A 14,246-nucleotide genomic window follows, 5' to 3' on the forward strand; every position below is an offset into this window, starting at 1 on the left:
CGCATCACATCTGGCGGAACAAGTGCGCGCAGCTTTCGGCAACAAGCAGCATCTCGCTGCCATGCTTCAGCTTGATCTGCATCCGCCCCCGGAAGTCCCGGCTCACGCTGGCAATCGAGTTCACGTTGACCAGCGTGGAGCGGTGGATCTGCCAGAACTGCTGCGGGTCGAGTTCGTCGATCAACTCTTTCAGCGGCTTGCGGATCAGCGCCTCGCCGTCCTTCAACCCGAGCCGGGTGTACTTGTTGTCGCTCTGGAAGAACATGACCTCGTCGACGGTGATGAGGCGCAGCGTCTGGCCCACCGAGGCGTTGATCCAGCGCAGCGGTGCCCGTGCTGCTGACGGCGTGACCTCGGCGGGCCGGGCGCCGAGCTGGTCCAGCACGCCACCGATCTGCGCCGGCGGCTGACCCTGGCCGAGGCGGGCCTTCAGCCGCGAGATGGCGGTGAACAGGCGGGCACCGGCCAGCGGCTTGAGCAGGTAGTCGACGGCGCCCTGGTCGAAGGCGGCAATCGCGTACTGGTCGTAGGCGGTGACGAAGACGACATGGGCGCGACCGCCGACCTGGCGGGCCACGTCGATGCCGGTGGCGCCGGGCATCTCGATGTCGAGAAAAAGAATGTCGGGCTGGTGCTGGTCCAGCAGGCGCAGCGCCTCCAGGCCATCGGCGGCCTCGCCGACGATGCTGAGATCGGGCCAGAGCTTGCCGAGTTGTTCGACCAGTTCGCCGCGCAGGGCGGCTTCGTCTTCGGCGACCACGGCGGTAGGTGCGATCAGACTCATGCTCATGCGGGAAGTTCCAACGTGAATTCCGTGCGGCCTTCGCCGCTGCGGCAGACGAGTTGCGCGCCCAGCACCGCCAGCCGTTCGCGCAGCGAAGCGAGGTCGGCATCGTCGCTGCACAGGCCTTCCTCGTCGAAGCCCAGCGTGATGCGGCCATTGACGTTCAGCCAGCAGTGGCCAGGGTGGCCCAGGCGCACGGCGCGCTGTACCAGCGGCAGCAGCAGCATCGGCGGCAACTGCGCCGCGCCGCGCTTGCCGAGCTCGCAGTCGAAGGTGGGCGGGTCGCCGCCCAGGTCGCGCAGCAAATCGAGGTAGCTGGCGATCAGCTCGGCCTCGCTGCCCAGCGTAGCGCCGGCATCGCGCAAGCGCGGCAGCGCCACGCGCAAGTGGCGGATCAGCCGCTCCAGCCGGGCGCTGGCGCTCGCGTCGCGACGGTCATAGGCCTGTTCGACGGCGACGAGGGCGTCGAACAGCAGGGCCGGGTCGACCTGGGCCTGCAGTGCGGCCAGGCGCGAGGCCAGCGCATGGCGGCGCAGCTGGCTGTGTTCGCGCAGCAGGTCCTGGGCGGCCTGGTCCTGGCGGCGGCGCAGTGTCAGGAACTCCAGCACGCCGACGATCATCAGCGCGGGCATGAAGACCCACAGCGTGTTGCCGATGACGGCGGTGAAGCGAAACACGTTGCACTTGGGCTTGCCGCGCGTCATCGAGTACACGTCGCACAGCGAGGGCCAGGGCAGGGCGGCGGCCAGCGGGTAGACGACGGCGATGGTCAGCACCGAGCCGATCAGGGTTGCGGCGACCAGGCGCTGGCGTCGCGCGGGGTGCACGGGATTGCTGCGCGCCGCCGGCAACCAGCACAGCAGCAGCACGACGCAGCTGACCAGCGGCACGACGAGGTGGCGCGCTACCACCTGGGGCAGCTGGTCGCCGACGGGCAGCTCCAGCAGCAAGGTCAGGTCGATGGCACCGAACAGCAGCCCGGCGCTGATGAAGGCCAGGGCCTCCTTGGGGCGCAGCGAGCGCCAGGACTGCAGCACGTGGCGGATCATGCCAACGCCTCTGCCGGGATGCGCACGCGGGCGACGACGCCGCGCGGCTGCACGGCCTCCAGCTCCAACGCGGCTTCGTCGCCGAAGCGGGCCGCCAACCGCGCCCGCGTGTTGGCCAGGCCCACGCCCGCGCCGCCGGTCGCCGTGCCGAAGCCCTGGCCGTTGTCGGCCACTTCGACGGTCATGCCACCGCCCGCCGCATGCGCGGCGCGGATCTCGATGCGGCCGCCTTCGGGCAGCGGCGACAGGCCATGCTTGATGGCGTTTTCCACCAGCGTCGGCAGGACCAGCGTGGGTAGATGCGCCCCCAGCAGCTCGGGCGGCGCGCTGATGCCGAAGGACAGGCGCTCGCCCATGCGCATCTGCAGGATGGCCAGGTAGTGGCGCACCAGCTCAAGCTCGTCGGCCAGCGTCGACTCGTGCCGGCGCATGCCGGGCAGGGCGGCGCGCAGGTAGGCGATCAGCGCCACCAGCATGTCGCGGCCGCGCTCGGGCTGGGTCTCGTACAGGCGCTTGACGTTGGCCAGCGTGTTGAACAGGAAGTGGGGCTCGATCTGCGCATTCAGCGCCGACAGCTGGGCCTCGGTCTGCTGGGCCTTGAGGGCCTCGCGTTCACGGAACAGGCGTGTCAGCTCGTCGCGCCCCTGCCGCTGGGCGTGGCTGACGCGCAGCAGCGCATAGGCCATGCCGCCCAGCAGCGTCCACAGCGCGATGGTCGACACAACCCAGCCGGGCTTGACCCGCATGCTGGCGTCGTCCATGGCCGCAACGACATAGCGCAGATAGGTGCCGAGCGCGGCGCCCAGGCCGACGGCCAGGGCCTGCACCGTCAGTGCGGCCGGCAGCCTCCAGCGCCGGCCGGCCAGCAGGGCCTCGGCCAGCGCGACCAGCAGCAGCAGCGAGACGCCGGTCAGCAGGGACTGGCGGCTGAAGCGGATCAGGTCGAAAAGCGCATCGCCAACGTTCTTGTCGCTCTCGCCGAACCAGACCAGCGCGCGCGAGATGGCATGCAGCAGGCAGAAGTAGTAGACGCCTGCCAGCATGCGCAGATTGCAGACACGGCGAAAGGCTTGCAGGGGGCTGAGGGGCTCCATTCGGCCCATTCTCGGCGGGCCGCTGCGGTGCGGGGCGGGAAGCGACGAACTCGCGTCAGGCCGGCTTGGCCGCGGCAATCAGCGCCTTGAGTTCCCGTTCCGAGGCCGCCGGGTCGCCGAGGTTGAACTCGATGAGGCGGCGCAGGTGGGTGATGGACTCGATGTCGATGCTGCGGCAGATCACGCCCGCATGGGCGCCCTCGACATGCGCCAGCTCGCCGGCCATGGCGATGACCACGTCGCTGCTGTCGCTGTGGTGGTTGCCCAGCGGCATCTTGACCAAGCAGGGCATGCCCACCTGGGCTGTCTTGCCGGCGGGCAGCTCCAGCAGCACGCCCTTGAGCGAGATGTCCAGCACCTGACAGGTCAGGTGCTCCTGGGTCGTGATCAGCTCGGCGCCGGCGGCAAAGGCGACGCGGGTGAATTGGCGGCGTTCGGTGCTGATGATGGTCTCCCGGGGCGGGCGTGCACAGGCGGCTGGGCGCGGCCCATCCTAGACGAAAGGTTCCAGCGCGGCGCCGCTGCTGAAGACGGTGCTGTGCTCCACGGCCTGCTGCAGGCGCTCGGGCGCCAGCGACGCCAGGCCCATGGCTTCGAGCATGAACCAGGACGCGCGCAGATAGGCCACGATCTCGTCCCGCGTGGCATCGGGCGCGACTGGCTCATCTTCCCAGTCAGACCCGGCGGCCGGTCGCGGTGCGACGACGGCCGGCCGGTGCGCCCGCGCGATGCGCGCCAGCAGCTCCCGCATGTCGACCGTTGCGCTGGGGGCGTCGATGAGGCGCACCAGGTCGCCGAGCTGCTGCTCGGCGGCGGCGGCCAGCAGGCGCGCTGCCTGGTCCGCGCCGCCCGCCAAGTAGAGGCCGGCGGCGAGGTCCACGTATTCGAGCGCGGCGGAAAGCCTCTGGAGGTCGGGGTTGGACGACATGGGGGCTCAGTCTAGGTTGTGTGCAGCGGCAAGAGGTGGCCAAACTTCACACTGGCTTGTTTATGCTGCCCCCTCACCCAAGGCATCAGGAGAGCCGCCGTGATCGACCGCCGCCAGCATCTGCAACACCTCGCCGCCCTGGCCACCGCCGCGGCCCTGCCCGCTCTTGCTGCGGACGACCAGGACGCCACCTATGACCAGGATTCCATCCTGAAGGCGGCCACCGACTTCTTCGGCCAGACCACCGAAGGGCTGGCCAAGGTGGTCGAGAAGGCTTTCAAGGAGCAAGGCAGGCCCAATGCCTACATCAAGGGCGAGGAAGCCTCGGCGGCCATCACCGTGGGGCTGCGCTATGGCGAGGGCGAGTTGCTGATGAAGGGCGGCGCCGCGTCCAAGGTGTTCTGGGCCGGGCCGTCCATCGGTTTCGACCTGGGCGCCAATGCGTCCAAGGTCTTCACGCTCGTCTACAAGCTGCCCAAGGCCAGCGCCATCTACCAGCGCTTCCCCGGCGTGGACGGCAGCCTCTACTACATCGGCGGCGCCGGCATCAATTACCAGCGCCTGAACGGCATCACGCTGGCGCCCATCCGCCTGGGCGTGGGCCTGCGCGCGGGTGCCAGCGTCGGCTATTTGCACTACCGACGCGAGAAGAGCCTCAACCCCTTCTGAGCGTCGTCGCCGGCAGGCGTAGACTGTATTTTCATACAGCATTTATCCGGGGCGAACCGTGACCACCACCCACGACCTGCCGGTGCAGGACATCTCCAGCGAAGTCCTCATCGAGAAATACGCCAAGGGCGGCGAACAGACACCCGACGAGCTGCGCGAACGCGTCGCCCGGGCGTTGGCCCAGGCCGAGAAACCGGCCGACCGCGCGCGCTGGGCGGCCGCCTTCCTCGATGCGCAGAAGCGCGGCTTCGTGCCCGCCGGCCGCATCATGTCGGCCGCCGGCACCGAGCTGTCGGCCACGCTGATCAACTGCTTCGTGCAGCCGGTGGGCGACTCCATCGCCACCCCCGAGGACGGCGTGCCGGGCATCTACACGGCGCTGACCGAAGCCGCCGAGACCATGCGTCGCGGCGGCGGCGTCGGCTACGACTTCAGCCGCATCCGCCCGGCCGGCGCCTGGGTCGGCTCGACGCGCAGCCATGCCTCCGGCCCCATCAGCTACATGCGCGTGTTCGACCGCAGCTGCGAGACGGTCGAGAGCGCCGGCAGCCGCCGTGGCGCGCAGATGGGCGTGCTGCGCTGCGACCACCCCGACATCGAGGCCTTCATCCACGCCAAGGACCAGGGCGACCTGCGCAACTTCAACATCTCCATCGGCGTGACCGACACCTTCATGGAGGCCGTCCAGGCCGACGGTGTCGTCGAGCTGGCACACCGGGCGCAGCCGAGCGCCGAGCAGATCGAGGCGGGCGCCTACCAGCGCGGCGACGGGCAATGGGTCTACCGCAAGGTGCGCGCCCGTGACCTCTGGGACCAGGTCATGCGCTCCACCTACGACCACGCCGAGCCCGGCGTGCTGTTCCTGGACCGCATCAATGCCGACAACAACCTGCATTACTGCGAGACGATTGCGGCGACGAATCCGTGCGTGACGGCGGACACCTGGACGCTGACCAGCGAAGGCCCGCGCCAGGTGGGCGAGCTGATCGGCAAGCCCTTCCATGCCATCGTCGACGGCAAGGCATATGCGACCGAATCGGCTGGCTTCTTCGCCACCGGCGTGAAACCGGTGTTGAAGCTGTCCACCCGCGAAGGCCGGGCGCTGCGCCTGACCGGCGACCACCCGGTGCGCCGCGTCACGCGCAAGACGCGCTATCTCGTCGAAGCCGAATGGGCGCCCGCTGCCGATGTGCGCCCGGGCGATGAGCTGATGCTGCACGATCACCGCGCGCTGCAAGGCTGGGACGGCCCGCGCAGCGAGGCCGAGGGCTATCTGCTGGGCCTGCTGATCGGTGACGGCACGCTAAAGGCCGACAAGGCCGTGCTGTCGGTCTGGGCGCCCGAACTGAAAGCAGTCGGCAGTGACGTGAGCCACCGGCCGGCCAGCGTCGACAGCGTCATGCGCGCTGCCGAGGCGGCGATGAAGGCCACCATCGTCAGTCGCTCGGATTTCAAAGGTTGGCAGCGTCCGATTGCCGGCCGTGGTGAGTTCCGGCTTGCGTCCACCGGCCTGCGCGATCTGGCCGCAGCGCTGGGTGCGACGCCGGGCGACAAGCGCATCACGCCAGCCATGGAGGCCACCTCGTCGGACTTTCACCGAGGTCTGCTGCGCGGCCTGTTCGATGCCGACGGTTCCGTGCAGGGTGCCCAGGACAAGGGCGTCAGCGTTCGCCTGACGCAGGCCGATATGGCCCAACTGCAAGCCGTTCAACGCATGTTGGCTCGGTTGGGAATCGCATCGACCATCTATCGTGACCGACATCCCGCTGGCCTGCACCGGATGCCCGACGGTCGCGGCGGTGCGGCCGACTACAAGCGCCGCGCCGTGCATGAGTTGGTCATCAGCGGTGACAACCTGCGGCGCTATGCCGAGCAGGTTGGTTTCGAGGATAGCGCCAAGCAGTCGCGCCTGAATGAACTGCTCGGCGCCTATCGCCGAGAGCTGAATCGCGAGCGCTTCACGGCCACGGTCGAGACTATCGAGCCCGACGGCGTTGATGCGGTCTACGACGTGACTGTCGAGCACGTGCATGCCTTCGATGCGAACGGGCTCTATGTTCACAACTGCGCGGAGCAGCCACTTCCGCCCTACGGCTGCTGCTGCCTCGGCTCCATCGACCTGACGCGCTTCGTGCGCGACCCGTTCAGCGCCAAGCCGGCCTTCGACGAAGCCGGCTTTGCCGAGGTCGTGGCCGTGGCCACGCGCATGCTGGACAACGTGCTTGACGTGACGCCCTGGCCGCTGCCGGCACAGCAGCAGGAAGCCGCCAACAAGCGCCGCGTCGGCCTGGGCTTTACCGGCCTGGGCGATGCCCTCGTCATGCTGAACCTGCGCTACGACACGCAGGCGGCGCGCGACATGGCCGGCCGCATCAGCGAGGTCATGCGCGATGCAGCCTATGCGGCGTCCAGCGACATCGCCGCTGAGCGCGGCAGCTTCCCGCTGTTCAATGCCGACCTGTATCTCTCCGGCGGCAGCTTTGCGTCGCGCCTGCCGCAGGGGCTGAAGGACAAGATTCGCGCCCAGGGCCTGCGCAACTCGCACCTGCTGTCCATCGCGCCCACCGGCACCATCAGCCTGGCCTTTGCCGACAACGCGAGCAACGGCATCGAGCCGGCGTTCTCGTGGACCTACACGCGCAAGAAGCGCCTCGGCCAGGCCGAGGGCGGCGGCTTCAAGGAGTACGCCGTCGAGGACCATGCCTGGCGGCTGTATAGACATCTCTTCGGCGCCGACGCGCCGCTCAGCGACGCCTTCGTCACCGCGCTGGAATTGAGCGCGGCCGACCACGCGTCCATGGTGGCGGCCGTGGCGCCTTACATCGACACGTCGATCAGCAAGACCGTCAACGTGCCGGCCGACTACCCGTACGAGGACTTCCAGAACCTCTACATCCAGGCCTGGCAGACCAAGCTCAAGGGCCTGGCCACTTACCGGCCGAACAGCGTGCTGGGCTCGGTGTTGTCGGTCACCCCGGAGGTCAAGCAGCCCGAACCGTTGCGAGCAGATATCGACGGTGCCAACCAGCGCCTGCGTGTCGAGCGCCTGCCCAACGCCGTCGTCGCGTCGCTGCGCTGGCCCAGCCGCCCCGACATGCCCGGCGGCAACCCGGCCTGGAGCTACCTGATCCAGCATCCGCATGGCGACTTCGCCCTCTTCATCGGCGAGCTGCCGCTGGACGGCCCCGACGGCGGCCTGTTCGGCCGCAACCTGCCCTTCGAGGTCTGGGTCAACGGCGCCGAGCAGCCGCGTGGCCTGGCGGCACTCGCCAAGACCTTGTCGACCGACCTGCGCACCAACGACGCCGCCTGGCTGCGCCTCAAGCTGGATGCGCTGGCCACCGTGGCCGAGGAGCGCGCCTTCGAGATGCCCATGCCGCCGAGCGGCGAGAAGCGCCTCTTCCCCGGTGTCGTTGCAGCGACGGCCGCTGTCATCCGCTGGCGCTGCGAGCAGCTGGGCGCGCTGGCCGAAGGCGGGCCGACGCCGGTCGTCGACGCGATGTTCAGCCGCAGCGAGCCGCGCACGGGGGTGTCGGGCACGCTGGCCTGGGCCGTGGACGTGGACAACCCGGCCACCAACGAGCAGTTCACGCTGACGCTCAAGGAGGTGGTGCTGCCCACCCCCGATGGCGGCAGCGTCATGCGCCCCTGCGCGATGGGCTTCTCGGGCAACTATCCCAAGGCGCTTGACGGCCTGGCGCGGCTGCTGTCGCTGGACATGCGTGTGATGGACCCGGGCTGGATCGCGATGAAGCTGCGCAAGCTGCTCAACGTCGGCGAGCCGCTGGGCCACTTCTTGGCACCGGTGCCGACGCTGAACGGTGAGCGTCGCCAGCAGGTCTGGCCGTCGACCGTGGCCTATGTCGCCCGTCTCGTCATCCACCGCTACGCGATGCTCGGCATCCTCGACGAAGCCGGCCAGCCGCTGACCGACATGGGCTTGCTGCAGACGCCGGCGCCCAAGCTCGCGGCGGCGGCCGGCACCTTGCAGGTCCAGGCCGGCAAGCCCTGCCCGGAGTGCGGCAACGCGACCATGATCCACAAGGACGGCTGCGATTTCTGCACAGCCTGCGGCTATGTGGGGCAATGCGGCTGAGGGTCGGCCCGCCGTCGGCTAAGGCTTGACGCTCGCCGCCTACGAAACCGCAGCGGGCAGCAGGCCCGCGGCCATCGCGGCGGCTCTGAGTGCTTGGATGAAGTGCTGCGGCTCGATCGGCTTGGCGATGAACTGCACATCCCGCGGCAGTGTGCCCAGCCGTGCCAAGTCTTCGCTGGACCGCGAGGACACCGCCAGGATGACTGCTGGCCGGTGTCGCTGTGCCATCGACAGTTGCTTGAGCATTTCGATCCCGTCCATGTGCGGCATCATCACGTCGGTGATCACGACCTGCGGGGCGATGTTGCCGATGAGCAGCAGGGCTTCGAAGCCGTTCTCGGCGAGGTTGAGCACGGCGCCCGGCAAGGCTTCTTCGACAAGGGCACCGAGAACGTCACGGTCATCGGGGTTGTCGTCGACCACCACGACGTTCAGCGACGAGGCCGACACCGTGCCGACCTTCTTGGCCGGTTCCATGGCCAGTGGTGCGGCTTCATCACGCAAGGGCTGAGCGCGGCTTTCGCTGAAGATGCGCACGCTTTCAGCATCGATGCGCCGGTGGCCGCCGATGGTTTTCCAGGCTTTCAGATGGCCAAGGTCGACCCAGCGTTGAACGGTCGGGGTCGAGACGCCAAGGCGTCTGGCCACTTCGGCGGTGGAGTAAGAAGGCGACGCGGCGTTGGAGGGCATGTCTGACATCTGCTGCAGAGTCTAAGCAACGCTGCCGTGTATCGGCGCGGCCAAGGCCCGCAGTCGGGCGCGATGCGTGGGGATCCAGCTGAGCAGTTCAGCGGCCGGCATGGGTTTGGCGATGAGGTAGCCCTGAGCCATCTCGCAGCCCAGTTCCGCCAGCAACCGCCAGTCTTCGGTGGTCTCCACGCCCTCGGCGACGGTGCAGACGCCCAGGCGCCGGCCGATGTCGAGAGAACCCATCAGGATGGCGCGCCGATTGCTTCGCTCACTGGCGCCGGTGACGAAGGCGCGGTCGATCTTCAGTTCGGTGAACGGGCTGCGCGACAAGGTCTGCATGGACGAGTAGCCGATGCCGTAGTCGTCCATGGACAGCCCGAAGCCCTTGAGCCCGAGGCGAGCCAGATTGGCCATGGATCGTCCGTTCATCAGCATGGTTTCGGTCACTTCCCAGGTGACCGATGCCGGCTTGGCCCCGTGGCGCGCCACGAGTTCGGTCAGCTGGTCCACGAAGCGCTGGTCGGCCAAGTCGTCCGCCGCCAGATTGAGCGACAGCGTCAGCAGGGGAAGAACTTCGGTCCAGGCGTTCAGCTGCCGCAGGCCCTGCTCGACGATGGACAAGGTGAAGCGCCCCATCAGCGGCGTGCCCTCCATGAGGGGAATGAAGGCTTGAGGCCCAAGCAGACCGTGCTCGGGATGGCGCCACCGTGCCAGCGCTTCGACGCCTGTCACCAGCCCGGTGGCAAAGCTGACCTTGGGCTGGAAGAAGGGGATGAATTCGCTGGCGCTCAGGCCCCGGCAGATGTCGTCGTGGTCAGGCTCGAACGGTGGCCGGCCGCTGGTGCCGGTACGGCTGCGAGCGTCGTTCAGCAGTCGCGCCAGCCCTGCTGCGGTAACCGGCTTGGGCAGCGTTCCCAGCAGGTGCAGTCGTTCATCGCCAGCGCCCATGCTCTCCACCGTCTCCAGCAGGCGTGGGTCGCAGGCACTGGTGACGATCAGGTTCTCGACCTGATTGCCCTCGGCGAGGTGGCCGATCAGCTCGATGCCGTCCATGCCGGGCATGTCGACATCGGTGATGACGAGGAAGATGCGGCGCTGGGCCTGCTGCTTCAGCAGTCGCAGGGCTTCTAGGCCATCGTCCGCCTCCAGCACCGTGCCGATCTTGAGGTCGCGCACCAGGGACACCAGCTGATTGCGCTGCACGGCGCTGTCCTCGACGACGAGGGCGACGAGCTGGGCGATCTCGTCCGGGCCCATGCTGGACATCATGATTCACCTCGGATGGCGCCGCCACGCGACATCTGCTGCACGATCTCGGCCGCGATGGTGGAGAGCGCCACGCTGCGCTCGACGGCGCCGCGCTTGACCGCCTCCTTGGGCATGCCGTAGACGACGCAGCTGCGCTCGTCCTGGCCCAGCGTGCGCGCGCCGGCCTGGCGCATCTCCAGCAGGCCCGCCGCGCCGTCGTCGCCCATGCCCGTCATGATGATGCCCAGGGCATTCGCGCCTGCGCAGCGGCTGACCGAGCGGAACAGCACGTCCACCGACGGACGGTGGCGGTTCACCAGCGGCCCGTCGGTGACCTCGACGAAGTACTGGGCGCCGTTGCGGCGCAGCAGCATGTGCCTGCCACCCGGCGCGATCAGCGCCCGGCCCGGCAGCACGCGGTCGTTGTTGGCGGCCTCCTTGACCTCGATGTCGGACAGGCTGTTCAACCGCGCGGCGACCGCGGCCGTGAACTTCTCGGGCATGTGCTGCACGATGACGATGCCCGGGCAGACGCGCGGCAGCGCGGTCAGCACCTCCTCCAGCGCCTGCGTGCCGCCGGTGGACGTGCCGATGGCGACGACCTGCTCGGTCGTCTGCGACAGGGCGCGGCCTTCGCCTTGCGGCAGCCCAGGCAGGACGGCATCGGCGGTCAGCTTGGCGCGCACGGCGCCTATCAACTCACTGGCGTTGGACTGCAGGAAGTTTTTCAAGTCGAGCTTGGGCTTGGTGACGATGGCGACCGCGCCGGCCGACAGCGCGTCCAGCGACGTCTGCGCGCCCTTCTCGGTCAGCGTGGAGCAAATGACGACCGGCGTCGGCCGCTGCGCCATGATCTGGCGCAGGAAGGTGATGCCGTCCATGCGCGGCATCTCGACGTCCAGCACGATGACATCGGGCCAGACCGTCTTGATGCGGTCCATGGCCAGCAGCGGGTCGGACACGGCGTGCAGCACCTCGATGCCCGATGCGGCGTTCAGCAGGCCAGAGAGCACCTGGCGCACGACGGCCGAGTCGTCGACAACCATGACCTTGATGCTCATGTATCCCCCCAGACGCTGGTCGGGGCCTGCGTGACGTGGCGCATCCAGACCTCGCCGGTGCGGATGCTGAAGATGATCTGCCGGTGTCCGTCGCCGAACAGGCTCTCCGAAACGATGGGAATGCCGTGCTGCTGTAGCAGCTCGCGCGCGGCCTCGCCGTTCTTGCGGCCGACGTCGGGCAGCTGAGCCGCGGGCCGGTCTCGAACATCGCGCCGCCGCCGAACACCTTGGCCACGCAGTCGGCCGGCGCCACGCCCAGGGCCTGCAGGTCGTCCGCCTCCCTTGATGAGGCCTGGCCAGAACTGTCGGAGGCGCAGCCGCCCATCAACCTGGTGTTGGCGGGCAGCCGCCAGCGCGATACGGCGGGCCTGGAACTGGCGGCGCGCATCCATGCGCGGTTCGCCGGCGATTCAAGGCCGCGAATCGTGCTGATGACCGACGACGACGACCCGCTGCGCAGCGCGCCGGGTGCGACCGAACAGATCGACGGCTGGCTGACAACGCCCGTGACGGCTTCATCCCTGCTGGACACGCTGACCTTGCTGATGGCGCCCGAAGCGCCTGCGGTTTCGTCGCCCGGCAGCTACGCCGTCGAATCCCTGCGCGGGCGGCGGGTGCTGCTGGTCGAGGACAACGAGCTCAACCGCATCGTTGCGGGCGAGTTGCTCACCACGGTCGCCGGCATGCAGGTGGATTTGGCCCACAGCGACCGGGAGGCCCTGCAGATGCTGGAACGTGAGCCATTCGATGTGGTGCTGATGGATGTGCAGATGCCGGATCTCGACGGCTACGAGGCGACGCGCGAGATCCGCCAGCGTCTCGCGCTGGCCGACCTGCCCGTGATCGCCATGACCGCCCATGCCACCCAGCGCGACCGCGCGCTTTGCCTGGCCGCCGGCATGAACGACTTCATCACCAAGCCCTTCGATCCCCATGTGCTGTTCGCTGCCTTGCAGCGGTGGCTGCCTGAGCCGCAGACCAGCGAAGCGTCGACTGCCGAACTGAGCGAACCGTCCGGCGTGTCGTTCGCGCTGGGGCTGCACCGCTGCCTGGGCAGGCGGGATCTCTACCGGCGCATTGCGGCGCGCTTTGCCAGCGGCGGCCCAAGCGCGGTCCAGGAGATCGTCAGCGCCATCGACAGCGGCGAGCCGCTGCGGGCCTCGCAGCTTGCGCATTCGCTGATCTCTACGGCTGGCACGCTGGGCGCTTCCCGGCTTTCGGAGATCGCCAGGCGCCTGCAGGCCGCTCTGGAAAGCAACCAGCAGGCCGATATCGGGCCTCTGCTGGCCGAGGCGCGCCGCGAGCAGGTTGAAGTCGTGACGGCGTTGAAGGCCTTCCTTGATGCCGCCTCACCGCCCGAAACTGCCAGCGGCCCCATCGCGCTGGCATGAGGCGCTTTCGGCAGTGTCAAGACGTTCAGGCGCCCATCAATCGCGCGGGCGGCCCGAACGTTCGGCGGTCTCGGCAGGGGCCGGCGGCTGCCGCAAGACGCTTCGGGACGCTGGGTCGGCATTCGCGCCGCCAAACCACTGCTGCCGGTACTCCGCCCGATAAGGCAGCCCGTCGTCCACCTCCTGCTTGCCCAGCTGGCGCAGCAACTCGGTCGTGACCGCGATCGGGCGGGCCACGCGGCCGCTGGGTGGCTGCCTGGCGAAGGCCCGGCGCAGTTCGTCGGCCAGCTGCCAGCCGTGCAGGCCGGTCGGCTCGGCAATGGTCGCGAGCTGCTGTGACCGGCCCGAGCGGATGCGGCTCAACGCGGTGCCCGAGCCGTCGCCGGCGGCGATGCCGACGATGTCGCGGCGGCCCAGGGCCGACAGCGGGAAATGCATGGAGTCCATATAGACATCGTTGATCGCCAGCACATGGGTCCAGCGCGCACCGAAGCGGCGGTGCAGGCTCTCCAGCGCGGCGGGCATCTCCTTGGCGGCCCTGGAGATGGGGACGTCTTCGACGGCCAGCAGCTCGCAGCGCGCGCACCGTGACAGGGCCTCGCGCATGCGCAGTGTCTTGACGTTCGCGATGTCGAAGCGGCCGTCGTTGAAGATGACGACACCGGCGTGTGCGCTGCTCGACTGGGTCACGAAGGCTGCGGCCATCTCGGCCACCGCGCCGGGGTCGGTGCTGACATTGGTGAACAGGCTGGGCGTGGGACCGATGCGCGAGGACGCATGCCAGCCCACCAGCACGGGTGCCGGCCGCGGGGTGGCGACAAGCCGGTCGGTGATGTCGTCTTCGTCGAAGCCGCCGAGCACGATGCCGTCCACCCCGCTCGCGGCGGCCTGGTCGAACAGCCGCCGGATTGTTTCCCGGTCGCCCGCACCGTTGACGATGCTCAGCGTCCAGCCGAGTTCACGACAGGCCTGCTCGAAGCCGCGATAGACGGCGGTGATGCCGCCGTTGCGGAAGTCCTGCGCCAGGAAGACGACACGCCTGGCACCCTTGGTCGGGAGCTCGCCCTGCGCCAGGGCCGCGGTCGTCAGCCAGCTCGCCAGTGCCGCAAGCATCACGCGGCGCAACCAACGCGGCGGTGTGTGGAACGCTGTGGACATGAAGGCCATGCCCGCAGCCTAACCCGGCCCGGCCGCGACTGGCGGTTTCTGGTGACGGGCGCGCGACATTCCGGCGCG

13 protein-coding genes are annotated in these 14,246 nt (G+C 68.8%); 3 read left to right on the top strand and 10 right to left on the bottom strand.

The window, feature by feature from the left end; all coding sequences use genetic code 11:
- Positions 1-4 precede the first annotated feature (4 nt).
- Genes ASC81_RS02275 through ASC81_RS02295 form a run of 5 tightly spaced genes read right to left on the bottom strand, consistent with a single transcriptional unit; the run spans position 5 to position 3,855 of the window.
- On the bottom strand, positions 5-790 hold the full coding sequence (locus tag ASC81_RS02275; RefSeq protein ID WP_369820835.1) for a LytR/AlgR family response regulator transcription factor: 786 nt from the start codon (positions 788-790) through the stop codon (positions 5-7).
- On the bottom strand, positions 787-1,833 hold the full coding sequence (locus ASC81_RS02280) for a sensor histidine kinase (protein ID WP_056262173.1): 1,047 nt from the start codon (positions 1,831-1,833) through the stop codon (positions 787-789). Before ASC81_RS02280 ends, ASC81_RS02275 begins: the two co-directional genes overlap by 4 nt.
- The gene (locus ASC81_RS02285) at positions 1,830-2,927 is read right to left on the bottom strand and encodes a sensor histidine kinase (protein ID WP_056262175.1); all 1,098 of its coding nucleotides are present in this window, start codon (positions 2,925-2,927) and stop codon (positions 1,830-1,832) included. Before ASC81_RS02285 ends, ASC81_RS02280 begins: the two co-directional genes overlap by 4 nt.
- A gap of 55 nt (positions 2,928-2,982) precedes the next feature.
- Positions 2,983-3,375: a PilZ domain-containing protein gene (locus ASC81_RS02290; RefSeq protein ID WP_369820839.1), complete on the bottom strand. Its 393-nt coding sequence runs from the start codon at positions 3,373-3,375 to the stop codon at positions 2,983-2,985.
- A gap of 45 nt (positions 3,376-3,420) precedes the next feature.
- Positions 3,421-3,855, bottom strand: a complete 435-nt coding sequence (locus ASC81_RS02295) for a hypothetical protein (RefSeq protein WP_056262180.1) — start codon at positions 3,853-3,855, stop codon at positions 3,421-3,423.
- A 99-nt stretch (positions 3,856-3,954) separates the two neighbouring features.
- Between ASC81_RS02295 and ASC81_RS02300 the strand changes: the two genes are divergently transcribed.
- The gene (locus ASC81_RS02300) at positions 3,955-4,524 is read left to right on the top strand and encodes a DUF1134 domain-containing protein (protein WP_235533546.1); all 570 of its coding nucleotides are present in this window, start codon (positions 3,955-3,957) and stop codon (positions 4,522-4,524) included.
- 58 nt (positions 4,525-4,582) lie between these two features.
- A complete protein-coding gene (locus ASC81_RS02305; RefSeq protein ID WP_200946675.1) occupies positions 4,583-8,620 on the top strand; it encodes an LAGLIDADG family homing endonuclease in 4,038 nt (1,345 codons plus the stop codon).
- Between the two features lie 39 nt (positions 8,621-8,659).
- Here the strand turns inward: ASC81_RS02305 and ASC81_RS02310 are convergent, their stop codons facing one another.
- From ASC81_RS02310 to ASC81_RS02325, 4 genes are read right to left on the bottom strand one after another with little or no spacing between them, the layout of a single operon-like run.
- On the bottom strand, positions 8,660-9,310 hold the full coding sequence (locus ASC81_RS02310; protein WP_162253751.1) for a response regulator: 651 nt from the start codon (positions 9,308-9,310) through the stop codon (positions 8,660-8,662).
- 21 nt (positions 9,311-9,331) lie between these two features.
- Complete coding sequence (locus tag ASC81_RS02315) at positions 9,332-10,576, bottom strand: EAL domain-containing protein (RefSeq protein ID WP_056262185.1); 1,245 nt, start codon at positions 10,574-10,576, stop codon at positions 9,332-9,334.
- On the bottom strand, positions 10,576-11,619 hold the full coding sequence (locus ASC81_RS02320) for a chemotaxis response regulator protein-glutamate methylesterase (protein ID WP_056262188.1): 1,044 nt from the start codon (positions 11,617-11,619) through the stop codon (positions 10,576-10,578). Before ASC81_RS02320 ends, ASC81_RS02315 begins: the two co-directional genes overlap by 1 nt.
- On the bottom strand, positions 11,616-12,011 hold the full coding sequence (locus tag ASC81_RS02325) for a hypothetical protein (RefSeq protein ID WP_056262190.1): 396 nt from the start codon (positions 12,009-12,011) through the stop codon (positions 11,616-11,618). The genes ASC81_RS02320 and ASC81_RS02325 overlap by 4 nt, the downstream gene beginning before the upstream one ends.
- A 39-nt stretch (positions 12,012-12,050) precedes the next feature.
- Here ASC81_RS02325 and ASC81_RS02330 point away from each other — a divergent pair, with 39 nt between their 5' ends.
- Complete coding sequence (locus ASC81_RS02330; RefSeq protein WP_056262192.1) at positions 12,051-13,010, top strand: response regulator; 960 nt, start codon at positions 12,051-12,053, stop codon at positions 13,008-13,010.
- 36 nt (positions 13,011-13,046) lie between these two features.
- Here ASC81_RS02330 and ASC81_RS02335 read toward each other — a convergent pair whose 3' ends face one another.
- On the bottom strand, positions 13,047-14,168 hold the full coding sequence (locus ASC81_RS02335; RefSeq protein ID WP_162245849.1) for a substrate-binding domain-containing protein: 1,122 nt from the start codon (positions 14,166-14,168) through the stop codon (positions 13,047-13,049).
- Positions 14,169-14,246 lie beyond the last annotated feature (78 nt).

Origin of the sequence: Pelomonas sp. Root405 (genome assembly GCF_001425165.1) — a bacterium.
Taxonomy (GTDB): Bacteria; Pseudomonadota; Gammaproteobacteria; order Burkholderiales; family Burkholderiaceae_C; genus Pelomonas.